Origin of the sequence: Enterobacter asburiae (genome assembly GCF_001521715.1) — a bacterium.
Taxonomy (GTDB): Bacteria; Pseudomonadota; Gammaproteobacteria; order Enterobacterales; family Enterobacteriaceae; genus Enterobacter; species Enterobacter asburiae.
In genome coordinates this window covers 2,771,472-2,796,414 of sequence record NZ_CP011863.1, presented here as the reverse complement: position 1 = coordinate 2,796,414, position 24,943 = coordinate 2,771,472, and the positions used below count along the sequence as shown (strand labels likewise).

Annotated in this window: 21 protein-coding genes; 11 read left to right on the top strand and 10 right to left on the bottom strand. The window is 55.2% G+C overall.

Annotated features, from left to right (window positions below; all coding sequences use genetic code 11):
• Nucleotides 1-28: 28 nt before the first annotated feature.
• From lpxC to mutT, 4 genes are all read left to right on the top strand, one after another.
• Nucleotides 29-946 carry a UDP-3-O-acyl-N-acetylglucosamine deacetylase gene (gene lpxC / locus ACJ69_RS13545; RefSeq protein ID WP_008501977.1) on the top strand — a complete coding sequence of 306 codons (918 nt, stop codon included), beginning with the start codon at nucleotides 29-31 and terminating at the stop codon, nucleotides 944-946.
• Between the two features lie 279 nt (nucleotides 947-1,225).
• Nucleotides 1,226-1,729 carry a secA translation cis-regulator SecM gene (gene secM, locus ACJ69_RS13540; protein ID WP_167347078.1) on the top strand — a complete coding sequence of 168 codons (504 nt, stop codon included), beginning with the start codon at nucleotides 1,226-1,228 and terminating at the stop codon, nucleotides 1,727-1,729.
• A gap of 58 nt (nucleotides 1,730-1,787) precedes the next feature.
• Nucleotides 1,788-4,493: a preprotein translocase subunit SecA gene (gene secA, locus ACJ69_RS13535; protein ID WP_023310402.1), complete on the top strand. Its 2,706-nt coding sequence runs from the start codon at nucleotides 1,788-1,790 to the stop codon at nucleotides 4,491-4,493.
• A gap of 57 nt (nucleotides 4,494-4,550) precedes the next feature.
• The gene (mutT, locus tag ACJ69_RS13530; protein WP_023310403.1) at nucleotides 4,551-4,943 is read left to right on the top strand and encodes an 8-oxo-dGTP diphosphatase MutT; all 393 of its coding nucleotides are present in this window, start codon (nucleotides 4,551-4,553) and stop codon (nucleotides 4,941-4,943) included.
• 34 nt (nucleotides 4,944-4,977) lie between these two features.
• Here the strand turns inward: mutT and yacG are convergent, their stop codons facing one another.
• The 3 genes from yacG to coaE are packed head-to-tail and all read right to left on the bottom strand — an operon-like array spanning nucleotide 4,978 to nucleotide 6,545.
• Nucleotides 4,978-5,172 (bottom strand): DNA gyrase inhibitor YacG, encoded by a 195-nt coding sequence (gene yacG / locus ACJ69_RS13525; protein ID WP_023310404.1) that lies wholly within the window; start codon nucleotides 5,170-5,172, stop codon nucleotides 4,978-4,980.
• 9 nt (nucleotides 5,173-5,181) lie between these two features.
• Nucleotides 5,182-5,925 (bottom strand): cell division protein ZapD, encoded by a 744-nt coding sequence (gene zapD, locus ACJ69_RS13520; protein WP_029741233.1) that lies wholly within the window; start codon nucleotides 5,923-5,925, stop codon nucleotides 5,182-5,184.
• The gene (gene coaE / locus ACJ69_RS13515) at nucleotides 5,925-6,545 is read right to left on the bottom strand and encodes a dephospho-CoA kinase (protein ID WP_054829517.1); all 621 of its coding nucleotides are present in this window, start codon (nucleotides 6,543-6,545) and stop codon (nucleotides 5,925-5,927) included. The genes zapD and coaE overlap by 1 nt, the downstream gene beginning before the upstream one ends.
• Before the next feature lie 228 nt (nucleotides 6,546-6,773).
• Here coaE and ACJ69_RS13510 point away from each other — a divergent pair, with 228 nt between their 5' ends.
• Nucleotides 6,774-7,817: a GMP reductase gene (locus tag ACJ69_RS13510; protein ID WP_054829518.1), complete on the top strand. Its 1,044-nt coding sequence runs from the start codon at nucleotides 6,774-6,776 to the stop codon at nucleotides 7,815-7,817.
• Nucleotides 7,818-7,858: 41 nt separating this feature from the next.
• Here the strand turns inward: ACJ69_RS13510 and hofC are convergent, their stop codons facing one another.
• From hofC to nadC, 4 genes are all read right to left on the bottom strand, one after another.
• A complete protein-coding gene (gene hofC, locus ACJ69_RS13505; RefSeq protein ID WP_059347181.1) occupies nucleotides 7,859-9,043 on the bottom strand; it encodes a protein transport protein HofC in 1,185 nt (394 codons plus the stop codon).
• The gene (gene gspE / locus ACJ69_RS13500; protein ID WP_054829519.1) at nucleotides 9,033-10,415 is read right to left on the bottom strand and encodes a type II secretion system protein GspE; all 1,383 of its coding nucleotides are present in this window, start codon (nucleotides 10,413-10,415) and stop codon (nucleotides 9,033-9,035) included. Before gspE ends, hofC begins: the two co-directional genes overlap by 11 nt.
• Nucleotides 10,416-10,425: 10 nt before the next feature.
• A complete protein-coding gene (ppdD, locus tag ACJ69_RS13495; RefSeq protein WP_029741237.1) occupies nucleotides 10,426-10,863 on the bottom strand; it encodes a prepilin peptidase-dependent pilin in 438 nt (145 codons plus the stop codon).
• Nucleotides 10,864-11,037: 174 nt separating this feature from the next.
• Nucleotides 11,038-11,931: a carboxylating nicotinate-nucleotide diphosphorylase gene (nadC, locus tag ACJ69_RS13490; RefSeq protein WP_038417651.1), complete on the bottom strand. Its 894-nt coding sequence runs from the start codon at nucleotides 11,929-11,931 to the stop codon at nucleotides 11,038-11,040.
• Between the two features lie 87 nt (nucleotides 11,932-12,018).
• On the opposite strand from nadC, the gene ampD reads away from it, so the two are divergent.
• Nucleotides 12,019-12,570 (top strand): 1,6-anhydro-N-acetylmuramyl-L-alanine amidase AmpD, encoded by a 552-nt coding sequence (ampD, locus tag ACJ69_RS13485; RefSeq protein WP_047646641.1) that lies wholly within the window; start codon nucleotides 12,019-12,021, stop codon nucleotides 12,568-12,570.
• A 9-nt stretch (nucleotides 12,571-12,579) separates the two neighbouring features.
• The gene (ampE, locus tag ACJ69_RS13480) at nucleotides 12,580-13,434 is read left to right on the top strand and encodes a beta-lactamase regulator AmpE (RefSeq protein WP_059347180.1); all 855 of its coding nucleotides are present in this window, start codon (nucleotides 12,580-12,582) and stop codon (nucleotides 13,432-13,434) included.
• Between the two features lie 18 nt (nucleotides 13,435-13,452).
• On the opposite strand, the gene ACJ69_RS13475 is transcribed toward ampE, so the two are convergent.
• From ACJ69_RS13475 to aroP, 3 genes are all read right to left on the bottom strand, one after another.
• Entirely contained in the window at nucleotides 13,453-14,403 is a 951-nt protein-coding gene (locus tag ACJ69_RS13475) for a glycoside hydrolase family 43 protein (RefSeq protein WP_059347179.1), read from the bottom strand.
• Nucleotides 14,404-14,413: 10 nt separating this feature from the next.
• On the bottom strand, nucleotides 14,414-15,811 hold the full coding sequence (locus ACJ69_RS13470) for a glycoside-pentoside-hexuronide (GPH):cation symporter (protein ID WP_059347178.1): 1,398 nt from the start codon (nucleotides 15,809-15,811) through the stop codon (nucleotides 14,414-14,416).
• 164 nt (nucleotides 15,812-15,975) lie between these two features.
• Nucleotides 15,976-17,346, bottom strand: coding sequence for an aromatic amino acid transporter AroP (gene aroP / locus ACJ69_RS13465; RefSeq protein ID WP_054829520.1), 1,371 nt, complete (start codon nucleotides 17,344-17,346; stop codon nucleotides 15,976-15,978).
• A 536-nt stretch (nucleotides 17,347-17,882) separates the two neighbouring features.
• Between aroP and pdhR the strand changes: the two genes are divergently transcribed.
• The 4 genes from pdhR (at nucleotide 17,883) to lpdA (ending at nucleotide 24,932) form a co-directional block, all read left to right on the top strand.
• Nucleotides 17,883-18,647 carry a pyruvate dehydrogenase complex transcriptional repressor PdhR gene (gene pdhR / locus ACJ69_RS13455; protein ID WP_008501960.1) on the top strand — a complete coding sequence of 255 codons (765 nt, stop codon included), beginning with the start codon at nucleotides 17,883-17,885 and terminating at the stop codon, nucleotides 18,645-18,647.
• A 123-nt stretch (nucleotides 18,648-18,770) separates the two neighbouring features.
• A complete protein-coding gene (gene aceE / locus ACJ69_RS13450) occupies nucleotides 18,771-21,434 on the top strand; it encodes a pyruvate dehydrogenase (acetyl-transferring), homodimeric type (RefSeq protein ID WP_023310418.1) in 2,664 nt (887 codons plus the stop codon).
• Nucleotides 21,435-21,448: 14 nt separating this feature from the next.
• A complete protein-coding gene (gene aceF, locus ACJ69_RS13445; RefSeq protein ID WP_059347176.1) occupies nucleotides 21,449-23,332 on the top strand; it encodes a pyruvate dehydrogenase complex dihydrolipoyllysine-residue acetyltransferase in 1,884 nt (627 codons plus the stop codon).
• A 175-nt stretch (nucleotides 23,333-23,507) separates the two neighbouring features.
• A complete protein-coding gene (gene lpdA, locus ACJ69_RS13440; protein WP_003856313.1) occupies nucleotides 23,508-24,932 on the top strand; it encodes a dihydrolipoyl dehydrogenase in 1,425 nt (474 codons plus the stop codon).
• The last annotated feature ends 11 nt before the right edge of the window (nucleotides 24,933-24,943 follow it).

The window sequence follows — 24,943 nt, the reverse complement described above, 5'->3', positions numbered from 1 at the left end:
TGGATAGTTAATTTGGCGAGATTATACGATGATCAAACAAAGGACACTTAAACGTATCGTTCAGGCGACTGGTGTCGGTTTACATACCGGCAAGAAAGTCACGCTGACGTTACGCCCTGCGCCGGCCAATACCGGGGTCATCTATCGTCGCACCGACTTGAATCCACCGGTAGATTTTCCGGCCGATGCCAAATCTGTGCGTGATACTATGCTCTGTACTTGTCTGGTGAACGAGCATGACGTGCGGATTTCTACCGTAGAGCACCTGAACGCCGCCCTGGCGGGTCTGGGTATCGACAACATTATTGTTGAAGTCGATGCGCCAGAAATCCCGATTATGGATGGCAGTGCTGCACCGTTCGTCTATCTGTTGCTGGATGCCGGCATCGAAGAACTGAACTGCGCGAAGAAATTTGTACGCATCAAAGAGACCGTTCGCGTCGAAGATGGCGACAAGTGGGCTGAATTCAAACCGTACAATGGTTTCTCGTTGGACTTTACCATCGACTTTAACCATCCGGCGATTGATTCCAGCACCCAACGCTATGCGATGAACTTCTCTGCTGATGCGTTTATGCGCCAGATCAGCCGAGCCCGTACATTTGGCTTCATGCGTGATATCGAATATCTGCAGTCCCGCGGCCTGTGCCTGGGCGGCAGCTTCGATTGTGCCATCGTTGTTGACGATTATCGCGTACTGAACGAAGACGGCTTGCGTTTCGAAGATGAATTCGTTCGTCACAAAATGCTGGATGCTATCGGCGACCTGTTCATGTGTGGTCACAACATCATTGGTGCATTTACCGCGTTCAAATCCGGTCATGCGCTGAACAACAAACTGTTGCAGGCCGTCCTGGCAAAACAGGAAGCCTGGGAATATGTGACCTTCGAAGACGAAGCTGAACTGCCGCTGGCTTTCAAAGCACCAAGCATGGTTCTGGCGTAACGGTTCAAACCGTTTCGTAAAAAACTCGACTGGTTAACCTGGTACTCTCTCCGACCAGGAAGACCAGTCGTTTTTATTTTTACCCCTCTTCGTTTGCCCCAGCATTATCTCTCGTCTGTCTTACGCAGAAAATGTGTGCGTTAGCTGCATTCTTGACCGTTTTTACCCGCGGCGGCACCTCATTCCTGCTGATGTATATTGGCTTTAGTGGTACTATCTGGGCGCTAAAAAGAATAACTGAACTCAGCCTCTGCAAGGCTGGCTTATTGGGTGGAGCAGGTGAGCGGAATACTGACGCGCTGGCGACAATTTGGCAGACGTTACTTCTGGCCGCATCTCTTATTAGGGATGGTCGCGGCGAGTTTCGGCTTGCCTGCGCTCAGCAACAGTGCCGAAGCGGCGACGCCCGCAAAAACCTCCACCACCAAACACGATCTCAACACGCGGGTTAACTTCACTAACCTTGCGTGGCTTGAAGCCAACCGCCGCCCAAACTTCTCCGTCGATTACTGGCACCAGCACGCTATCCGCACGGTTATCCGCCATCTGTCCTTCGCGATGGCGCCGCAGGCCATGCCTGTTGCGGAAGAGACGCTGCCGGTGCAGGCTCAGCATCTTGCCCTGCTGGACACGCTCAACGCGCTGCTTACGCAGGACAGCCAGCCGCCGGTCATGGTTCGTCAGACAACGCCGCGTGCGTTGGTTTCACCGATTTCATTCTCTGTTTCAACCTGGATTAGCCAGGCCCACGGCATTCGCGCCGGGCCGCAACGCCTCAGCTAAATTAACTTTTTCAATACCTTAATTTATCTGCCCACACTGGGGCGTTTGAGAATTTATTATGCTAATCAAATTGTTAACTAAAGTTTTTGGTAGTCGTAACGATCGTACCCTGCGCCGTATGCGTAAAGCTGTTGCCGTCATCAACGGTATGGAACCGGCGATGGAGAAGCTCTCTGATGACGAGTTGAAAGCGAAAACGGCGGAATTCCGCGCGCGTCTGGAAAAAGGTGAAACCTTAGAAAGCCTGATCCCGGAAGCGTTTGCTGTCGTGCGCGAAGCGAGTAAGCGCGTATTCGGCATGCGTCACTTCGACGTCCAGCTACTGGGTGGTATGGTGCTCAACGAGCGCTGCATCGCGGAAATGCGTACCGGTGAAGGTAAAACCCTGACCGCAACGCTGCCGGCTTACCTGAACGCGCTGACCGGTAAAGGCGTTCACGTCGTTACCGTCAACGACTATCTGGCGCAGCGTGACGCCGAAAACAACCGCCCACTGTTCGAATTCCTCGGTATGACCGTCGGTATCAACATGTCCGGCCTACCTGCGCCAGCCAAGCGCGAAGCGTATAACGCGGACATCACCTACGGCACCAACAACGAATACGGCTTCGACTACCTGCGTGACAACATGGCGTTCAGCCCGGAAGAGCGCGTACAGCGTAAACTGCACTATGCGCTGGTGGATGAGGTGGACTCCATCCTGATCGATGAAGCGCGTACCCCGCTGATCATCTCCGGCCCGGCTGAAGACAGCTCCGAGATGTACCGTAAAGTCGACAAAATCATTCCACACCTGCTGCGTCAGGAGAAAGAGGACTCGGATACCTTCCAGGGTGAAGGCCACTTCTCCGTAGATGAAAAAGCGCGCCAGGTGAACCTGACCGAACGTGGTCTGGTGAAAATTGAAGAACTGCTGGTGGCTGAAGGCATCATGGAAGAGGGCGAGTCCCTGTACTCCCCAAGCAACATCATGCTGATGCACCACGTGACCGCCGCACTGCGCGCCCACGCGCTGTTCACCCGCGACGTCGATTACATCGTTAAAGATGGCGAAGTGATCATCGTCGATGAACACACCGGCCGTACCATGCAGGGACGTCGCTGGTCTGACGGTCTGCACCAGGCTGTGGAAGCCAAAGAAGGTGTGGATATTCAGAATGAAAACCAGACGCTGGCGTCTATCACCTTCCAGAACTACTTCCGTCTGTACGAGAAGCTGGCGGGGATGACCGGTACTGCTGATACCGAAGCGTTTGAATTCAGCTCCATCTACAAGCTGGATACCGTGGTCGTTCCAACCAACCGTCCAATGATCCGTAAGGATATGCCGGACCTGGTGTACATGACCGAAGCGGAAAAAATTCAGGCGATCATCGAAGATATTCGCGACCGTACTGCGAATGGTCAGCCGGTTCTGGTGGGGACCATCTCCATCGAGAAATCCGAAGTGGTTTCTCACGAGCTGACTAAAGCGGGTATCAAACACAACGTTCTGAACGCTAAATTCCACGCAAAAGAAGCGGACATTGTTGCGCAGGCGGGTTATCCCGCTGCCGTGACCATCGCCACCAACATGGCGGGTCGTGGTACCGATATTATGCTGGGCGGTAGCTGGCAGGCTGAAGTGGCGGAGCTGGAAAACCCAACGCCAGAACAGATTGCCCAGATCAAAGCCGACTGGCAGGTTCGTCATGACGCCGTTCTGGCTTCCGGCGGTCTGCACATCATCGGTACAGAGCGTCATGAATCTCGTCGTATCGATAACCAGCTGCGTGGCCGTGCGGGTCGTCAGGGTGATGCCGGTTCATCCCGCTTCTACCTGTCTATGGAAGATGCGCTGATGCGTATTTTCGCCTCCGACCGCGTGTCCGGCATGATGCGTAAGCTGGGGATGAAACCAGGCGAAGCCATTGAGCACCCGTGGGTGACTAAAGCGATCGCTAACGCACAGCGTAAAGTGGAAAGCCGCAACTTTGATATTCGTAAGCAGCTGCTGGAATATGATGATGTGGCTAACGATCAGCGTCGTGCGATCTACACCCAGCGTAACGAACTGCTGGACGTGTCCGACGTGAGCGAAACCATCAACAGCATTCGTGAAGATGTGTTTAAAGCCACCATCGACGCGCATATTCCACCGCAGTCTCTGGAAGAGATGTGGGATATCGAAGGCCTGCAGGAACGTCTGAAAAATGACTTTGACCTCGATCTGCCAATCAAAGAGTGGCTGGATAAAGAGCCTGAGCTGCACGAAGAGACCCTGCGTGAACGTATCTTTGAAACCGCGCTGGACGTCTACAAGCGTAAGGAAGAGGTTGTTGGCGCTGAAATGATGCGTCACTTCGAAAAAGGCGTGATGTTGCAGACGCTGGACTCCCTGTGGAAAGAGCACCTGGCGGCGATGGACTACCTGCGTCAGGGTATTCACCTGCGTGGCTATGCGCAGAAAGATCCGAAGCAGGAATACAAGCGTGAATCCTTCTCCATGTTTGCCTCTATGCTGGAGTCACTGAAGTACGAAGTGATCAGCACCCTGAGCAAGGTTCAGGTGCGTATGCCGGAAGAAGTGGAAGCGATGGAGCAGCAGCGTCGTGAAGAAGCCGAGCGTCTGGCACAAATGCAGCAGCTGAGTCATCAGACCGACGACAGCGAAGCCGCAGCGGCGATCGCCGCACAGACCGGCGATCGTAAAGTGGGTCGTAACGATCCGTGCCCGTGTGGTTCCGGTAAAAAGTACAAGGCGTGCCACGGCCGTCTGAGCTGAGTTCATAAAAAAACAAAAAGGCGCAGATTTCTGCGCCTTTTTTATGGAAGTGACAATATGAAAATACTGCAAATTGCCGTCGGGATTATTCGCAACCCGCAAAACCAAATCTTTATCACCCAGCGCGCTGCCGACGCCCATATGGCGAACAAGTGGGAGTTTCCGGGCGGTAAAATCGAGTCAGGAGAAACGCCGGAAGAGGCGCTGGTTCGGGAGCTTCAGGAAGAGGTGGGGATCACCCCGCTTGGCGCAACGCTGTTTGATAAGCTTGAATACCAGTTCCCGGACAGGCACATCACGCTGTGGTTCTGGCTGGTGGAAAACTGGGAGGGTGAACCCTGGGGAAAAGAGGGACAGCCGGGTAACTGGGTGGAACTTCAGGCAAGTGATGCCGAAAAATTCCCACCGGCTAATGAGCCCGTGATCCTGCGGTTAGTCGCACAACCGTAGGCCTGCTGAGCGAAGCGCCAGCAGGCTTTACAGATTACTGCTGGGTTTCACTCCAGTCATCGCTGTCCGATAGATCGCCTTCGCTTGGAATGCGTTTCTCTTCCGCCGCCCATTCGCCCAGGTCAATAAGCTGACAGCGTTTGCAGCAGAATGGGCGGAACGGACTCACTTCGCCCCAGACAACGGTTTTGCCACAGGTTGGGCAGCTTACGGTGGTGACATCAGACATCGGCACTCCTTAACAACAGGCCAGTTCAAAATCGAGACGTTCCGGCACGGTGCCATTTTCACTGTCCAGCGGCATAAAGCGAATCGCAAAGCGGCTCTTATGCCCGGAAATCTGTGGGTAAAGCTGTTCGCCAAGAGACAGGTTGAGACGCAGAAGATCGGCATCATCACCGTTATCCTGGAAGAAACCATTCAGGCTGGTTTGCTTGCGGAACGGCGCAGAGTTACGGATCAGATCGAGGATCAGCGACAGCGTCTGGTGCATTGGCTCCAGGCTTGCCAGCCAGCTGTTCACCTGTGCGTCACGCTGCGCCTGTGGCATATGTAGCCACATATGCAGCGTCGGCAGGTCGAAGCTGCAGCAGCCGCCAGGAATGCTCAGACGCTGGCGCACCAGGCCAATCAGGCGGTCTTCACGCAAAAACTGCCCGACGCGCGGCGCGGCCATCAGGACGGTGCTACTGCTTTTCAACTGCTGGCGGAGCGCGTCGATACGGCTCTGATCTACGCCGGGAACTTCTGTCCATGCCTGCAATTTACGCTGCTGGCGCTCCAGCTCTTTGAGTAATTCTGTACGGACATCGCCGCGTTCAATCACATCCAGCAGATCGCCCACGTTGCGGAAGAAGTGCAGCGCCGTGGCATGATCGTTAACAGGCAGATGTTGTGAAAGTTGTTGAATAAGAAATTCGATGCGCAGCCAGGTGCGCATTTTTTCGTTGAGCGGATGCTCAAAAAGGATGTGTGTCGACATTATGGTTTTTCCTGTGCAACGGCCTGCGCGGCGAACGTCAGATACTGCGCGTGCAGACGGGCAACATCCGATGCAATGGCATCTGGTGCGCCGTTATTATCAATAACATCATCCGCCACGGCAAGGCGCTGAGCGCGCGTAGCCTGAGCGGCAAGAATTTGTTCAGCATGCTCCCGCGAGACGCGATCGCGCGCCATGGTTCTCTGGATTTGCGTTTCGGGTGCGACATCAATCACCAGCACACGATCGGCTTTCTTCTGCAGCTGATTTTCAACCAGTAGCGGAACCACCCACAGGACATAGGGCGAGCGGGCTGCGGCTATCTGACGTTGAGTTTCCTGGTGGATGATGGGGTGGAGCAGGGCATTAAGCCAGGTTTTTTCCGCAGAATCAGAAAAAATGCATTCGCGAAGCTGACGGCGATTCAGTGTGCCATCGGCATTGATGACTGCCTGACCAAAATGTTCTGCGATGACCTTTAGCGCGGGTGTATTGGGCTCTACCACCTGGCGGGCAATGATATCGGCATCAATAATCGTGATACCCAAACGAGAGAACGCGTCCGCAACGGTACTTTTGCCACTACCGATGCCGCCGGTTAATGCGACGATATACCCCATTAATTCAAATCCTGGGAATTATTCATTATTAAAATCAGTTGATTAAAACTCTTAGGTGCGCCAGCAACTGTTTGGTCCTGTTTCCCGGCTTTTTACCAGGTAAATTTATAGGATTGTAGCGTAAAAAAAGAGAATTTCGCAGTCTTGCGGAGCAGGTATTAGTGCGTATGATAACGTCACTGGAGTTGTGCTTTTAACATATTTGCCTCTAACCCCAGGAATCCGCACATGCGTATCGAAGAAGATCTGAAGTTAGGTTTCAAAGACGTTCTTATCCGCCCTAAACGCTCTACACTGAAAAGTCGCTCAGACGTTGAACTCGAACGTCAATTCACCTTTAAGCATTCCGGTCAGACCTGGTCTGGCGTGCCGATCATCGCTGCCAACATGGATACTGTGGGAACCTTTGAGATGGCAACCGCCCTGGCACAGTTCGACATTCTTACCGCCGTGCACAAGCATTACAGCCCTGAAGAGTGGAATGCGTTTGTTGCGTCCGCGTCTGTTGACGTGGTGAAGCATGTGATGGTCTCCACCGGTACCTCCGATGCGGATTTCGAGAAGACCAAACAGATCCTGAATGCTAACCCGGCGCTCAACTTCGTCTGTATTGACGTGGCGAACGGTTACTCCGAGCACTTTGTGCAGTTTGTCAGCAAGGCGCGCGAGGCCTGGCCGACGAAAACCATCATCGCGGGCAACGTGGTGACCGGTGAAATGTGTGAAGAGCTGATCCTTTCCGGCGCAGATATCGTGAAAGTGGGTATTGGCCCTGGCTCCGTGTGCACGACACGCGTCAAAACCGGCGTCGGTTATCCGCAGCTTTCCGCCGTCATTGAATGTGCCGATGCGGCGCACGGTCTCGGCGGCCAGATCATCAGCGATGGCGGCTGTACCACGCCGGGCGATGTTGCGAAAGCCTTCGGCGGCGGCGCGGACTTCGTGATGCTCGGCGGTATGCTGGCAGGCCACGAAGAGAGCGGCGGTACCGTTGTTGAAGAGAATGGCGAGAAATTTATGCTGTTCTACGGCATGAGCTCTGAATCCGCGATGACCCGTCACGTCGGTGGCGTGGCAAAATACCGTGCGGCAGAAGGCAAAACCGTTAAGCTGCCTCTGCGCGGCCCGGTTGAATACACCGCGCGCGATATCCTCGGCGGCCTGCGCTCGGCCTGCACCTACGTTGGGGCATCCCGCCTGAAAGAACTGACTAAACGTACGACGTTTATTCGCGTTCAGGAACAGGAAAACCGCGTATTCAATAGCCTGTAATGGCTTCGGCTGGCGCATGCCCGTGCGCCAGCACTGTTCAACTACCCCGCGCTCATCGCATCCCCCAGATGGAAAATCGGCAGGTACATTGCCACCACTAGCGTGCCGATGATGACCCCTGTCACAATCAGAAGCACCGGCTCGAGAAGTGCCGCCAGATTATCTGCCCGCTGAAAGGTCTGTTCCGTGTGATGCCGGGCGAGGTTTGCCAGCATGATGTCCAGCGCACCTGACATTTCACCGGTTCGTAAAAGCTGAATACACAGCGGGGTAAAGATGGCTGCTTTCTGAAAGGATGACCAGACGGGGAGACCTTTTTCAATGTCCTCCCGAACGCAGCAGAGTATCCCCCGCCAGTAACAACTTTCAACGGTCTCCTCTGCGCTCTCCAGGCCCTGTAAAAAGGGGATACCGGCCTGCTGCGTGAGCGACAGCACGGTAAAGATGTGTCCCAGTTTTTGTCCTTTTGCCAGCGCGCCCATCACGGGCATGTGCATCAGCATGCGCTGCCAGCGAGGGTTCTGCCGCAGTACCCAGGCGGCGGCTAAGGGCGTTAATGACGTGGCGAATAACGCGAGGGCATAGGACTGGATAAATGCGGCCATCCCCATGACCATTTGCGTCAGCATCGGGAGCGGCGTGTTAAACGTTTTGTAGATCGCGGCAAACTCGGGTAAGACCAGAATGACCATCGCCAGCACCACGAGTACGGCCAGCGTCAGGACGATCGCCGGGTAGCGCAGGGCCTTTTTCACCTTCTCTCTGAGCTGCTGCTGCGCTTTTTGCTGCTGCGCGAGCTGGCGGCAGCACTCCTCCAGCTTTCCTGTGAGCTCACCGGTTTTCACCATCGAGATATGCAGCGGGCTAAAAACGGCTGGCCACTTTTTTAGCGAATCAGAAAAGGGGGAACCCTCACTGAGCTCATCGGCAATGCTTTGCAGCAGCGCCTGCCACGGTTTTAACGGATGTTGCTCTGCCAGCATCTGCAGGCTGTGGGACAACGTCAGCCCCGCCTGCAGAAGCGTTGCGAGCTGGCGAAACATCTCGCAGCAGTGATGCGGCCGCCAGCGGTGTCGCTGAGCGCATCGGGTCAGCGCCAGAGGATGGAGATCGCTGCGCATCAGCCTGGTGAAGGCGGCAGTGCGGTCTGTGGCCCAGAGCGTTCCGCTTCGGAGTTCTCCTTCTTTGGTGAGCGCTCGCCAGCGCCAGAGCTGATTAGCAGCCATCCGGCATTCCCAGCACGCGCACCAGCTCTTCGATCGTGGTCAGCCCTTGCTCGACGGCCATGCAGCCGTGCTCAAAAAGAGAAATCATTCCCGCCTGCCGGGCGCTCGCCTCTATCACTTCGATTCCCGCCCCGCTGGCAATGGCCTGACGCAGGTCATTGTCGATCGCGAGTACTTCAAAAATGGCCACGCGGCCATAAAAACCATGATAACAGCGATCGCAGCCGGTGGGCTGCCAGCGAGGAAGTGGTCTGGACCATACGGCGCGCGGTAATTCAGCATGCTCGCTGGCTTCCCGGCGACAGTGCGGACACAAACGCCGGACCAGTCTCTGGGCAATCACCATCGACAGCGCGGAAGATATCATCCAGCGCGCGACGCCCATCTGCTCCAGGCGAATCAGGGTTTCCGTCGTCGAGTTGGTGTGCAGCGTTGACAGCACCAGATGACCGGTCTGAGCGGCATTAATGGCAATTTCTGCCGTTTCGCCGTCACGGATTTCACCGACCATAATGATGTCTGGATCCTGACGCAGCAGCGCCCTCAGCACGCTCTGGAATGTTAAACCCGCCCGGGGATTAATCTGCGTCTGGTTTAATCCCGCAAGGGGGATCTCAATGGGATCCTCTACGCTACAGATGTTGACGTCAGGGGTGTTACGCGCCTGCAGCGCGCTGTACAGCGTCACGGTTTTGCCGCTGCCGGTAGGGCCGGTGACCAGAATCAACCCCTGCGGCTGGTGGAGGACCTCATTAAAACAGGCCAGTTGTTCTGCACTCATACCAAGCGCTTTCGGCTCAAGAGCCTGCTGAACCTGATGCAGCAGACGCAGCACAATTTTCTCACCACCGCTGCAGGGAAGCGTCGCGATCCGAAACGAGACCGGCGCGTTTGCCAGCTCAATCGTAAACTGACCGTCCTGAGGTAAACGACGTTCTGCAATATCCAGATTACCCAGCACCTTTAAACGAGCGCTGAACAGGCTGGCCAGCGAGGCGGAAAGCGGAGGCTGGGGGCAAAGAACCCCGTCGATGCGCAAACGGATCTGGCATGCGTGCTCCATCGGTTCGATATGAATGTCGGAGGCGCGTTGGCTGATTGCCTGCTGCAGCGTGTAATTGAGGATATCCACCGTCGAGTGTGTTTGCGAAACGACGGGCAGATGCGATTGTGACGTTAGCTGCCGGTGTTTTTCCATGCGCTCAGCGCTCCAGCACTCAATATCAATCCGTTTCTGGGTCGCGAAACGCAGCGCCTCCATGAGTTCAGCCGCGGGGCTGCCCACGACGGCGATGCTGACCATGTCACTGTCGCTGGTGAGCAGCAGAGCGTGATGGCGCTGACAAAGCGCCACGAGTTGATCGGTATTCATTATCCGCTCCTCAGTTATTGTCGAAGCGGAAAACGTCTTCGCAGGCCTGTTTCAGGGCGCTGTCCGCGCTGATATTGCAGTCACGCGTCCAGCCCGTCATACCGTTGCCATCGCTCCACCGTGGCGTCATGGTTACCGTCAGCCCGTTAAGACTCTCCTGTCCTGTTAAGGTCACGGTCCCTTTTGCCACGTTCATTCCCGAAACGTAGCGCGTCGTGGTGGGGGAAGGAATACCGTTACTGCCGGCGTCGCAGCTCTCCACGCCACCGTGATCCAGTGCGCAAAGCTCAATGGCCGTACGGTAGGGAACAAAGGTTTGCAGCATATCGGTCAGCGCCGCCTTGCGCAGGTAGTTCTGATAGGCGGGAACGCCGATGGCGCTCAGAATCGCAATGATGCCAATGACCACCATCAGCTCAATGAGTGTGAATCCTTGTTGTCTGTTCATATCTGCTCCTTATGCAAAGTGGCGCTACTTTGTCAGCGGGAAAGAGCAGAAACGAGAGGCAAAAAAGGGAACGGGAAGGAGGCTTCCGAGAATTTTTTCAGTGTTGCAGGGCAGAACAGCGGATCTGCGAGCGGGGCTGAAATTCCCCTCTCCGGGTGGAGAGGGGAGAATGCGTTATTTGAAGCGCATTGAGAGGTCGAGAGCGCGAACGTGTTTGGTCAGCGCGCCGACGGAGATGTAATCCACGCCGGTTTCGGCGAATTCACGGATCGTTTCGAAAGTGACGTTCCCGGATACTTCAAGCTGGGCCCGGCCGTTAGTCAGTTTTACCGCCTCGCGCATCTGCTCTGTTTCGAAGTTATCGAGCATGATGATATCGGCCCCGGCCTTAATCGCCTGCTCCAGCTCTTCCAGGCTTTCGACTTCTACCTCGACAGGCACATCCGGGTGCAGCCAGAAGGCTTTCTCCACCGCCTGACGCACGGAGCCGGAGGCAATAATGTGGTTCTCTTTAATCAGGAAGGCGTCGGATAAGCCCAGACGATGGTTTGCGCCGCCGCCGCAGAGCACCGCATACTTCAGCGCGGTGCGCAGGCCTGGCAGCGTTTTGCGGGTATCCAGCAGCTGGGTGCGGGTACCGGCCAGCAGGTCAACGTAGCGACGCACTTCACTGGCCACGCCAGAGAGCGTTTGTACAAAATTGAGCGCGGTACGTTCGCCGGTCAGCAAGACGCGGGAAGGACCGTCCAGTTCGAACAGCGGCTGGTTTGCCGTAATTGCATCGCCGTCTTCAACGTGCCAGATAATCTGCACATCATCACCCGCCAGCTGGGTAAAGACCTCTTCAACCCAACGCTTGCCGCAAAAAACGCCCTCTTCACGGGTGATAATGACCGCGTGGGAGCGCGTCTCTTTTGGCAACAATTGTGCGGTAATATCCTTATCAGCGTTAACGTCACCGCCCAGATCTTCTTTCAAAGCATGGGAGACGCTTGCCGGAATATCCATATTAATACGTTCCAGAAGCGCTTCACGTCGGTGGTCGGGGTTGTAGCGGCGAGGCGGCATGATAAAACTCCAAATTGGTAACGAATCATAATATTGAAACATGCTACTCTGAACCGAGTCATTGCACCATACAGAAGGAGTTCCAGCATGTTGTTAGAAAACGGATGGCTGGTGGATGCGCGGCGTGTGCCCTCGCCGCACCACGATTGCCGCCCGGAGGATGAAAAGCCCACACTGCTGGTGGTTCATAATATTAGTCTCCCGCCGGGTGAATTTGGCGGCCCGTGGATCGATGCGTTATTCACGGGAACGATTGATCCCGATGCTCATCCCTTCTTTGCTGAAATTGCACATCTGCGCGTATCGGCTCACTGCCTGATTCGTCGCGATGGTGAAGTGGTTCAGTATGTTCCCTTTGATAAGCGCGCCTGGCATGCCGGGGTGTCGATGTATCACGGGCGCGAACGGTGCAACGATTTTTCTATCGGGATTGAACTGGAAGGCACGGATACCACGCCCTACACCGATTCACAGTATCAACAGCTAGCGGCAGTGACCCGCACGCTTATCGGCCTCTACCCGGCTATCGCCGACAATATCACGGGACACAGTGATATTGCCCCGGAGAGAAAAACCGATCCCGGCCCGGCCTTTGACTGGCCCCGATTTCGCGCCATGCTCACCGCGTCGTCAGAATAAGGAGATACCATGACGTTGTTTACCATGCTGCTGGTTATCATCGCTGAACGCCTGTTCAAGCTCGGCGAGCACTGGCATCTGGATCACCGGCTGGAGGTGTTGTTCCGCCGTATCAAACATTTTTCCATGCTGCGCACGCTGCTGATGATGGCAGGGGTGATGGTCATTACGTTCCTGCTCCTGCGCTCGCTGTACGGACTCTTTTTCAACGTGCCGCTGCTGGTGGTGTGGATCCTGCTTGGGGTGCTGTGCATTGGTGCGGGCAAGGTGCGTTTACATTATCACGCATACCTGAAAGCCGCCTCCCGTGACGATGCCCATGCGCGCGGTGCCATGGCGAGCGAACTAACCATGATCCACGGCGTGCCGCCGGACTGCGACGAGCGCGAATTCCTGCGCGAGCTGCAAAACGCGCTGCTGTGGATTAACTTCCGTTACTATCTTGCGCCGCTGTTCTGGTTTGTAGTGGGTGGCCCGCTGGGGCCGGTGCTGCTGATGGGATATGCGTTCCTGCGCGCCTGGCAGACCTGGCTTGCCCGTTATCTGACGCCGCATGAACGTCTGCAGTCCGGCATTGACGCCATCCTGCACGTGCTCGACTGGCTCCCGGTGCGTCTGGTAGGCGTGGTGTACGCGTTAATTGGTCACGGTGAAAAAGCGCTGCCCGCTTGGTTCGCTTCTCTTGCCGATCGCCATACGTCGCAGTACCAGGTGTTAACGCGTCTGGCGCAGTTCTCGCTGGCGCGTGAACCGCATACCGACAAGATTGAAACGCCGAAGGCCGCTGTCGCCATGGCGAAGAAAACGTCGTTTGTGGTGGTGGTGATCGTGGCGCTGCTGACGATTTACGGCACGCTGGTGTAGGCCAGCGCGCCGCAAAGGCTAAAACGTATCCGCGGGCGGGATGCCGAAATCAGGCATCCCGTTTTCATTCCAGCGGACGAGCTTCAGTCGGGTATGGCGATTCGGATCGTACAGCGGGTCGCCCTCAATTTCGGTGTAATTCCGCGCGTGATACACCAGCACATCTTCCCCTTCCGGCGTTTGCGTAAAGCTGTTGTGGCCCGGGCCGTACTGGCGATTTTCATAGCTGGTAACGAACACCGGACGCGGGGATTTGTGCCAGTTTGCCGGGTTTTGCGGATCGGCATTCAGGTCTATCCACAGTAGACCCATGCAGTAATTCTCGTCGGTAGCGCTGGCGGAATAGCTCATAAACAGCTTATCGCCATGAACCAGCACCGCCGGGCCTTCGTTGACCCAAAACCCGCGACGCTCCCAGTCATACTCCGGCTTGCTGAGCATCACCGGCTCGCCTTTCAGCGTCCACGGGTTCTCCATTTCACAGAGATAAAGATTGGAGTTGCCGTTGATGTCCGGCGCTTTTTGCGCCCACAGATACCAGCGTTTCCCCTGATGAACAAAGGTGGTAGCGTCCAGAGCGAAGGTATCGAAAGGCGTTTTGATTTGCCCTTTCTCAACCCACGTGCCGGTGAGCGGATCGCCGTCGGCACATTCAATGGCAAACATACGGTGCTGGAACATACCGAGCGCGTCGAGCGCCTGGGTGTGCGTCGCAGCAAAATAGATGTACCACTTCCCGTCAATGTGATGCAGTTCCGGCGCCCAGATCAGCTGGCTCATCGGACCGGTGTCGGGTTTGCGCCAGACCACCACTTCTTCGGCATTACGTAAGCCTTCCAGAGACTCTGCGCGGCGGATCACCAGCCTGTCGTACTCCGGCACGGAGGCGATAAAGTAGTACTGCCCCTCGTGGCGTAAAATGTACGGGTCGGCGCGTTGTTCAATAAACGGGTTTGGCCAGGTTTGCATTCGGCTTTCCTTATTTAGTCTCAGCGACTTTCAGTTCCTGATAATCATTCAGCTCGCGGTAGTTATTGCGACGCTTTTCCAGATCGGACTGGATCTGCTTCATGGTTTCGCGGTCCACTTTCAGCAGGCGCACCACGCCCGCGGTAATCAAGTATCCAACGCCGGGAATAACGGTAAACAGCAGCACGATCCCGTTGATGGCGTCCGCGCTCTGCGCTTTTGCGCCCGCGTCATAGCCGTACCAGGAGAGCAGGAAGCCGACCATCGCCCCGGCAATCGCCAGCCCCAACTTCAGGAAGAAGATGTTGCCGGAGAAGCTAATCCCGGTGATGCGTTTACCGGTCTTCCACTCACCGTAGTCGTCCACGTCGGCCATGAGCGACCAGTGCAGCGGAGACGGGATCTGGTGCAGGATGTTCAGCAGGAAGTAGAGCACTACGATGGTGACGGTGGCTTTCGGGTCGAAGAAATAAAAGGCGGTTGAGAAAATCGCCAGCACGATATTGGTCCAGAAGAAGACCTTGAGCTTACACCAGCGGTCGGTCAGCACTTTTGCCAGCACGCTGCCGAGCATCATACCGACCACGCCCAGGCTGATAAACAGCGTGGCGAAGTGGGTGCTCTGGCCCATCACCCAGGTGACGTAATACATGGTGGCCGCCATGCGGATAAAGCCCGGGCAGACGTTGCACAGGGTCAGGAGCAGAATGCGTACCCACTGGTCGTTCTTCCACACGTCTTTCAGATCGTTTTTCAGTTCGTCGTTGGTCTGTACCGCCGGGCGCACGCGCTCGCGCACGGTGGCGAAGCAGAACAGGAACATGCAGGTTCCAATTAGCGCCAGCACGGTCATCGCCATCTGGTAGCCTTTGGCCTTGTTATCCCCGCCAAACCAGTCGGCCATCGGCAGCAGCGTTAATGAGAGCAACAGCGTGGCGATGCCGACCAGCACGAAGCGATACGACTGGCAGGCCACGCGCTCTTTTGGATCGTTGGTGATTACCCCGCCCAGCGAGCAGTAGGGAATGTTGATGGCCGTATAGGTTAAAGAGAGCAGGAAGTAGGTGACAAACGCATAGATAACTTTGCTGTTATAGCTCCACTCCGGCGTGGTGAACATCAGAATGCTGAACAGCGCGTAGGGGAAGGCGATCCACAGCAGCCATGGACGAAATCGGCCATATTTACTGCGGGTACGGTCGGCAATCGCGCCCATGATCGGGTCCGTTACGGCGTCAATTACGCGGACGGAAAGCAGCAGCACGCCGACCAGCGCAGGGGCGAGGCCAAAAATATCCGTATAAAAATAGTTAACAAACAGCATGATGGCGCCGAAGATGATGTTGCATCCCGCGTCGCCCATCCCATAGCCGATCTTTTCTTTTACTGACAGTGTGTTGTTATCCATCGACAGCTCTCCGGTTTACGGTATGGAGAGAATTATTTGCTGGCAAAGGAATATATGCGTTGCAGTATCAGGGCGGTGATATGGATAAATGCGCTGTGGGCGTGAAAGTGTGAGGGAGGTAACAACGCGCGGCACCCGCAAAAGCAGGCGCCGCGGAGAGAGGCTTAGTGTGCTTTCATAGCATTACGGCTTTTCTGGCTGAACAGATAGCCCACGCCAAGGATCGCAATCCAGACCGGGATCAGGTAGACGGAAATCGCCATACCCGGGGTGATCAGCATGATCACCAGCACGGCCGCCATGAACACCAGGCACACCCAGTTGCCCAGCGGGTAAAGCAGGGCAGGGAAGCGGGTGGTGACGCCCTGCTGCTGCTTGGCGCGGCGGAACTTCATGTGCGCCAGGCTGATCATCGCCCAGTTGATGACCAGGGCAGAGACCACCAGCGCCATCAGCAGGCCAAACGCCGATTCCGGTGCCAGGTAGTTAATGAGCACGCACAGCGCGGTCACAACCGCCGAAACCAGAATGGTGTTTACCGGCACGCCGCGCTTATCAACGTTGAGCAGCGCTTTTGGCGCGTTGCCCTGCTGGGCCAGGCCGAACAGCATACGGCTGTTGCAGTATACGCAGCTGTTGTAAACGGAGAGCGCTGCGGTCAGAACAACCACGTTGAGTGCGTTTGCTACAAAGGTATCGCCCAGCTCGTGGAAGATCAGCACAAACGGGCTGGTGTCAGCGGTCACGCGCGTCCACGGCAGCAGGGAGAGCAGCACGGCCAGCGAGCCCACGTAGAAGATCAGGATGCGGTAGATAACCTGGTTAGTGGCTTTTGGAATGCTCTGCTCCGGGTTGTCGGCTTCCGCGGCGGTGATGCCCACCAGCTCCAGGCCGCCGAAGGAGAACATGATAATGGCCATCATCATTACCAGGCCGGTCATGCCGTGAGGCAGGAATCCGCCCTGTTCCCAGAGGTTGCGCACGGTTGCCTGCGGGCCGCCGTTGCCGCTGAACAGCAGCCAGCCGCCGAAGATGATCATCGCCACTACGGCAATCACCTTAATAATGGCAAACCAGAACTCCATTTCCCCGAACACTTTTACGTTGGTCAGGTTAATGGCGTTAATAATAACGAAGAAAGCCGCTGCGGAGGCCCAGGTTGGGATCTCGGGATACCAGAACTGAATGTATTTCCCGACGGCGGTAAGCTCAGCCATGGCAACCAGAACGTACAGCACCCAGTAGTTCCAGCCCGAGGCAAAACCGGCAAAGCTGCCCCAGTATTTATAGGCAAAGTGGCTGAAGGAGCCTGCGACCGGCTCTTCAACGACCATTTCACCCAGCTGGCGCATAATCAGAAAGGCAATAAAACCGGCTATCGCGTAACCCAAAATAATGCCGGGACCGGCTGACTGGATAACGGACGCGCTGCCCAGAAACAGGCCGGTACCAATCGCACCGCCCAGTGCGATGAGCTGTATATGGCGGTTTTTAAGCCCGCGCTTTAGCTGATCGCCGTGCTGTTGAGCTTCCATTTGAAACCTCGTGTGTGGTTGTTATGTTCACGCTGTGCGTGTGTAATTATGAAAATCCATATCTGTATTTATTTCTTTACGGTTAACGAGACCGAAAAAAGCGGAGATGACTTCCGTAAGCGCAAGAATAGTGGTAAGCGCCAGCGAATGCACCTGCTTTATGAAAGGGTGATGACGACTTGAATAAAAAGAAAGCATTTGTAAATCGGCCCGCTAATTCGTTCTAACCCAACCTATAGAATAGAAATGCGCCATAAGTGGGCGAATTTTCATTATTTGCCTTGTTGAATCGCTTCAGATTGCAAAAACCCTCGTTTCATTATGGTTAAAACTCCCTCTTTGGGAGTAATCAACTCATTTGTGCAAAGTTACATTTCTGAAACGTTATTTCTGTAAGGTTGTTAAAATGTGCAGGGTTTACTGATTTCAATCAAAACCAATATGGACAGAAGGTGAATACTTTGTTACTTTAGCGATACGAAATAGAAATTGGTAAGACCAATTGACTCCGGGCAAAAAGGCGTAAGACAGGGAATATGGCCTACAGCAAAATTCGCCAACCAAAACTATCTGATGTGATTGAGCAGCAGCTGGAGTTTTTAATCCTCGAAGGGACTCTGCGCCCGGGTGAGAAACTTCCGCCAGAACGCGAGCTGGCAAAACAGTTCGACGTTTCACGTCCCTCTCTGCGTGAGGCGATTCAACGTCTCGAAGCAAAGGGCTTGCTGCTTCGTCGCCAGGGCGGCGGAACCTTTGTGCAAAACAGCCTGTGGCAGAGCTTCAGCGATCCGCTGGTAGAACTTCTCTCTGACCACCCAGAATCCCAGTTTGATCTGCTTGAGACCCGTCACGCGCTTGAAGGTATTGCGGCCTATTACGCCGCCCTTCGCAGCACTGATGAAGATCGCGTGCGTATCCGCGAACTGCATCAGGCCATTGAACGGGCACAGCAGTCCGGCGACTTAGACGCCGAGTCTAGCGCCGTCGTCCAGTATCAAATTGCCGTCACCGAAGCGGCCCACAACGTGGTGCTCCTCCATCTGCTACGCTGCATGGAGCCCATGCTGGCCCAGAACGTTCGTCAGAATTTTGAATTGTTGTATGCCCGTCGGGACATGCTCCCACTGGTAAGCAACCATCGCACCCGAGTATTCGAGGCGATAATGGCCGGGGAACCGGAGCAGGCGCGCGAAGCGTCGCACCGCCATCTGGCTTTCATTGAGGAAATCTTGCTGGACCGCAGCCGTGAACAATCGCGTCGCGAACGTTCATTACGCCGCATACAGCAACGAAAGGATTAAGCGCCAGGTACTTTTAGAGCGCGGCAACTAAACGCAGAACCTGTCTTATTGTGTTCTTGCCCAAGAGCACAATGGGACAGGTTCCAGACAAATCAACGTATTAGATAGATAAGGAATACCCCCATGTCAGAACGTCTCCAAAATGACGTGGATCCGATCGAAACTCGCGACTGGCTACAGGCGATCGAATCGGTCATCCGTGAAGAAGGTGTTGAGCGCGCTCAGTATCTGATTGATCAGCTGCTTTCTGAAGCCCGCAAAGGCGGTGTGAAGGTTGCTTCAGGTGCAGGGGCTAGCAACTACGTAAACACGATTGCCGTCGAAGACGAACCGGAATACCCGGGCAATCTGGATCTGGAACGTCGTATCCGTTCTGCAATCCGCTGGAACGCCATCATGACCGTTCTGCGCGCATCCAAGAAAGACCTGGAACTGGGTGGCCACATGGCGTCCTTCCAGTCTTCTGCGACCGTTTACGAAGTGTGCTTCAACCACTTCTTCCGTGCAGCGAACGAGAAAGACGGCGGCGATCTGGTGTACTTCCAGGGCCACATCTCTCCGGGCATCTATGCACGTGCATTCCTGGAAGGTCGTCTGACTGAAGAGCAGATGAACAACTTCCGTCAGGAAGTACACGGTAAAGGTCTGTCTTCTTACCCGCACCCTAAACTGATGCCTGAATTCTGGCAGTTCCCGACCGTATCTATGGGTCTGGGCCCAATCGGTGCGATCTACCAGGCTAAATTCCTGAAATACCTGGAACACCGTGGTTTGAAAGACACCTCTGAGCAGACCGTTTACGCCTTCCTGGGCGACGGCGAAATGGATGAGCCAGAATCCAAAGGTGCGATCACCATCGCAACCCGTGAGAAGCTGGACAACCTGTGCTTCATCATCAACTGTAACCTGCAGCGTCTGGATGGTCCGGTAACCGGTAACGGCAAGATCATCAACGAACTGGAAGGCATCTTCGCAGGTGCTGGCTGGAACGTGATCAAAGTCATGTGGGGCGGTCGTTGGGATGAGCTGCTGCGTAAAGATACCAGCGGTAAACTGATCCAGCTGATGAACGAAACCGTTGACGGCGACTACCAGACCTTCAAATCCAAAGACGGTGCCTACGTTCGTGAGCACTTCTTCGGTAAATATCCTGAAACCGCAGCACTGGTTGCAGACTGGACTGATGAGCAGATCTGGGCCCTGAACCGCGGTGGTCACGATCCGAAGAAAGTCTACGCTGCACTGAAAAAAGCGCGCGAAACCAAAGGTAAAGCGACTGTAATCCTGGCCCATACCATCAAAGGTTACGGCATGGGTGATACCGCAGAAGGTAAAAACATCGCTCACCAGGTTAAGAAAATGAACATGGACGGCGTGCGTTATATCCGCGACCGTTTCAACGTTCCAGTGACCGATGAGCAGGTAGAAAACCTGTCTTACATCACCTTCCCGGAAGGTTCTGAAGAGCACAAGTACCTGCACGAACGTCGTCAGGCGCTGAAAGGCTACCTGCCAGCTCGTCAGCCTAACTTCACCGAGAAGCTGGAACTGCCAGCGCTGGAAGACTTCTCTCAGCTGCTGGAAGAGCAGAACAAAGAGATCTCCACCACCATCGCTTTCGTTCGTGCCCTGAACGTGATGCTGAAGAACAAGTCGATCAAAGATCGTCTGGTTCCAATCATCGCCGACGAAGCGCGTACTTTCGGTATGGAAGGTCTGTTCCGTCAGATCGGTATCTACAGCCCGAACGGCCAGCAGTACACCCCGCAGGACCGTGAGCAGGTTGCATACTACAAAGAAGACGAGAAAGGTCAGATCCTGCAGGAAGGTATCAACGAGCTGGGCGCAGGCGCATCCTGGCTGGCTGCTGCGACCTCTTACAGCACCAACAACCTGCCGATGATCCCGTTCTACATCTACTACTCCATGTTCGGGTTCCAGCGTATCGGTGACCTGTGCTGGCAGGCAGGCGACCAGCAGGCTCGCGGCTTCCTGGTAGGCGGTACCTCCGGTCGTACGACTCTGAACGGTGAAGGTCTGCAGCACGAAGATGGCCACAGCCACATTCAGTCTCTGACTATCCCTAACTGTATCTCTTACGACCCGTCTTACGCGTACGAAGTGGCAGTCATCATGCATGACGGTCTGCAGCGCATGTACGGTGAAGCGCAAGAGAACATTTACTACTACATCACCACCCTGAACGAAAACTACCACATGCCGGCAATGCCAGCAGGTGCCGAGGAAGGTATCCGTAAAGGTATCTATAAACTCGAAACCATCGAAGGTAGCAAAGGTAAAGTTCAGCTGCTGGGCTCCGGCTCTATCCTGCGTCACGTACGTGAAGCAGCGCAGATCCTGGCGAAAGACTACGGCGTGGGTTCCGACGTGTACTCTGTGACCTCCTTCACTGAACTGGCGCGTGATGGCCAGGATTGTGAGCGCTGGAACATGCTGCACCCACTGGAAACTCCACGCGTTCCGTACATCGCTCAGGTGATGAACGACGCGCCAGCGGTGGCGTCTACTGACTATATGAAACTGTTCGCTGAGCAGGTTCGTACTTACGTTCCAGCTGATGATTATCGCGTTCTGGGTACTGACGGCTTCGGTCGTTCTGACAGCCGCGAAAACCTGCGTCACCACTTCGAAGTTGATGCTTCTTACGTGGTTGTAGCAGCACTGGGCGAACTGGCTAAACGTGGCGAAATCGATAAGAAAGTGGTTGCGGACGCAATCACCAAATTCAACATCGATGCAGAAAAAGTTAACCCGCGTCTGGCGTAAGAGGTAAAAGAATAATGGCTATCGAAATCAATGTACCGGACATCGGGGCTGATGAAGTTGAAATCACCGAGATCCTGGTCAAAGTAGGCGACAAAGTTGAAGCTGAACAGTCGCTGATCACCGTAGAAGGCGACAAAGCCTCTATGGAAGTCCCGTCTCCTCAGGCTGGCATCGTTAAAGAGATCAAAGTCTCTGTTGGCGATAAAACCGAGACTGGCAAACTGATCATGATTTTCGATTCCGCCGACGGTGCAGCAGCTGCTGCACCTGCGCAGGAAGAGAAGAAAGCCGCTCCGGCCGCCGCTGCTCCAGCAGCTGCCGCGAGCGCGAAAGAAGTGAACGTGCCTGACATCGGCGGTGACGAAGTTGAAGTCACTGAAATCCTGGTGAAAGTGGGCGACACCGTTGCGGCTGAGCAGTCACTGATCACCGTAGAAGGCGACAAAGCCTCTATGGAAGTGCCGGCTCCGTTCGCGGGTACCGTTAAAGAGATCAAGATCAACACCGGCGACAAAGTGTCTACCGGGTCGCTTATCATGATCTTCGAAGTGGCGGGTGCTGCACCTGCTGCCGCGCCTGCGCAGGCCGCTGCTCCGGCTCCGGCTGCTGCACCAGCAGCTGCTGGCGGCGCGAAAGACGTTAACGTACCGGACATCGGCGGTGACGAAGTTGAAGTGACCGAAGTGATGGTGAAAGTGGGCGACAAAGTTGCCGCTGAACAGTCACTGATCACCGTTGAAGGCGACAAAGCTTCTATGGAAGTGCCGGCGCCGTTCGCGGGTACCGTTAAAGAGATCAAGATCAGCACCGGCGACAAAGTGTCTACCGGCTCTCTGATCATGGTCTTCGAAGTGGAAGGCGCTGCGCCTGCCGCAGCTCCGGCTGCCGCGGCTGCTCCAGCACCGGCTCAGGCTGCTAAACCAGCCGCTGCCCCTGCTGCTAAAGCAGAAAAATCTGAGTTCGCTGAAAACGACGCTTACGTCCACGCGACCCCGCTGATTCGTCGCCTGGCGCGCGAGTTCGGTGTGAACCTGGCGAAAGTGAAAGGAACCGGCCGTAAGGGTCGTATCCTGCGCGAAGACGTTCAGACCTACGTGAAAGACGCGGTGAAACGCGCCGAAGCTGCACCAGCTGCAGCCGCTGGCGGCGGTATCCCGGGCATGCTGCCATGGCCGAAAGTGGACTTCAGCAAGTTCGGCGAAATCGAAGAAGTGGAGCTGGGCCGCATCCAGAAAATCTCTGGTGCTAACCTGAGCCGTAACTGGGTGATGATCCCGCACGTTACGCACTTCGACAAAACCGATATCACCGATCTGGAAGCGTTCCGTAAACAGCAGAACGCTGAAGCTGAGAAGCGCAAACTGGACGTGAAATTCACCCCAGTAGTCTTCATCATGAAAGCCGTTGCCGCTGCCCTTGAGCAGATGCCACGCTTCAACAGCTCCCTGTCCGAAGACGGCCAGAAGCTGACGCTGAAGAAATACATCAACATCGGTGTTGCGGTTGATACGCCAAATGGTCTGGTTGTTCCGGTCTTCAAAGACGTGAACAAGAAGAGCATCACTGAGCTGTCCCGTGAACTGACCGTGATCTCCAAGAAAGCGCGTGATGGTAAGCTGACTGCCGGCGAAATGCAGGGCGGCTGCTTCACTATCTCCAGCATCGGCGGCCTGGGTACCACCCACTTCGCACCGATTGTTAACGCGCCGGAAGTGGCTATCCTCGGTGTGTCCAAGTCCGCGATGGAGCCGGTGTGGAATGGCAAAGAGTTCGTGCCGCGTCTGATGATGCCAATCTCTCTGTCCTTCGACCACCGCGTGATCGACGGTGCTGATGGTGCGCGCTTCATCACCATCATCAACAACATGCTGAGCGACATTCGCCGCCTGGTGATGTAATCGAAAAGCCGGCCAGTCGGCCGGCTTTTTTCTGATAATCTCATGGTGTTTGTGAGGTTATTGGCGAAAGCGACAATTCGTGAGCCGTTTGTTGTTTCAAAATTGTTAACAATTTTGTAAACTGCGGGCGGATAGAACGACCCGGTGGACGACGGGTATAAATTAAGAGGTCATGATGAGCACAGAAATCAAAACTCAGGTCGTAGTACTTGGGGCAGGCCCGGCAGGTTACTCCGCAGCATTCCGTGCAGCGGATTTAGGTCTGGAAACCGTCATCGTAGAACGTTACAGCACCCTCGGCGGTGTTTGTCTGAACGTCGGCTGTATCCCTTCTAAAGCGCTGCTGCACGTAGCGAAAGTTATCGAAGAAGCCAAAGCGCTGGCTGAACACGGTATCGTCTTCGGCGAGCCGAAAACCGATATCGACAAAATTCGTACCTGGAAAGAGAAAGTTATCACTCAGCTGACCGGCGGTCTGGCGGGTATGGCCAAAGGCCGTAAAGTGAAAGTGGTAAACGGTCTGGGTAAATTCACCGGTGCGAACACCCTGGAAGTGGAAGGCGAAAACGGCAAAACCGTGATCAACTTCGACAACGCGATCATCGCGGCAGGCTCTCGCCCAATCGAACTGCCATTCATTCCGCATGAAGATCCACGCGTGTGGGATTCCACCGATGCGCTGGAGCTGAAAACCGTTCCTAAGCGTCTGCTGGTCATGGGCGGCGGTATCATCGGTCTGGAAATGGGTACCGTGTACCATGCTCTGGGTTCAGAGATCGACGTGGTTGAAATGTTCGACCAGGTTATCCCGGCTGCCGACAAAGACATCGTTAAAGTCTTCACCAAACGCATCAGCAAGAAATTCAACCTGATGCTGGAAACCAAAGTGACTGCCGTTGAAGCGAAAGAAGACGGTATTTACGTTTCCATGGAAGGCAAAAAAGCCCCATCCGAACCACAGCGTTACGACGCCGTGCTGGTGGCTATCGGCCGCGTGCCGAACGGTAAAAACCTCGACGCGGGCAAAGCTGGCGTGGAAGTGGACGACCGTGGCTTTATCCGCGTTGACAAGCAGCTGCGCACTAACGTGCCGCACATCTTTGCTATCGGCGATATCGTCGGTCAGCCAATGCTGGCGCACAAAGGTGTTCACGAAGGTCACGTTGCCGCTGAAGTTATCGCCGGCATGAAGCACTACTTCGATCCGAAAGTTATTCCATCTATCGCATACACCGAGCCAGAAGTTGCATGGGTGGGTCTGACTGAGAAAGAAGCGAAAGAGAAAGGCATCAGCTACGAAACCGCCACCTTCCCGTGGGCTGCTTCTGGCCGCGCTATCGCTTCCGACTGCGCTGACGGTATGACCAAACTGATCTTCGACAAAGAGACTCACCGCGTCATCGGTGGTGCGATTGTCGGTACCAACGGCGGCGAGCTGCTGGGTGAAATCGGTCTGGCTATCGAAATGGGCTGTGACGCTGAAGACATCGCGCTGACCATCCACGCTCACCCGACTCTGCACGAGTCCGTGGGCCTGGCGGCAGAAGTGTTTGAAGGCAGCATCACCGACCTGCCAAACGCGAAAGCGAAGAAGAAATAAATTTCTTCAGA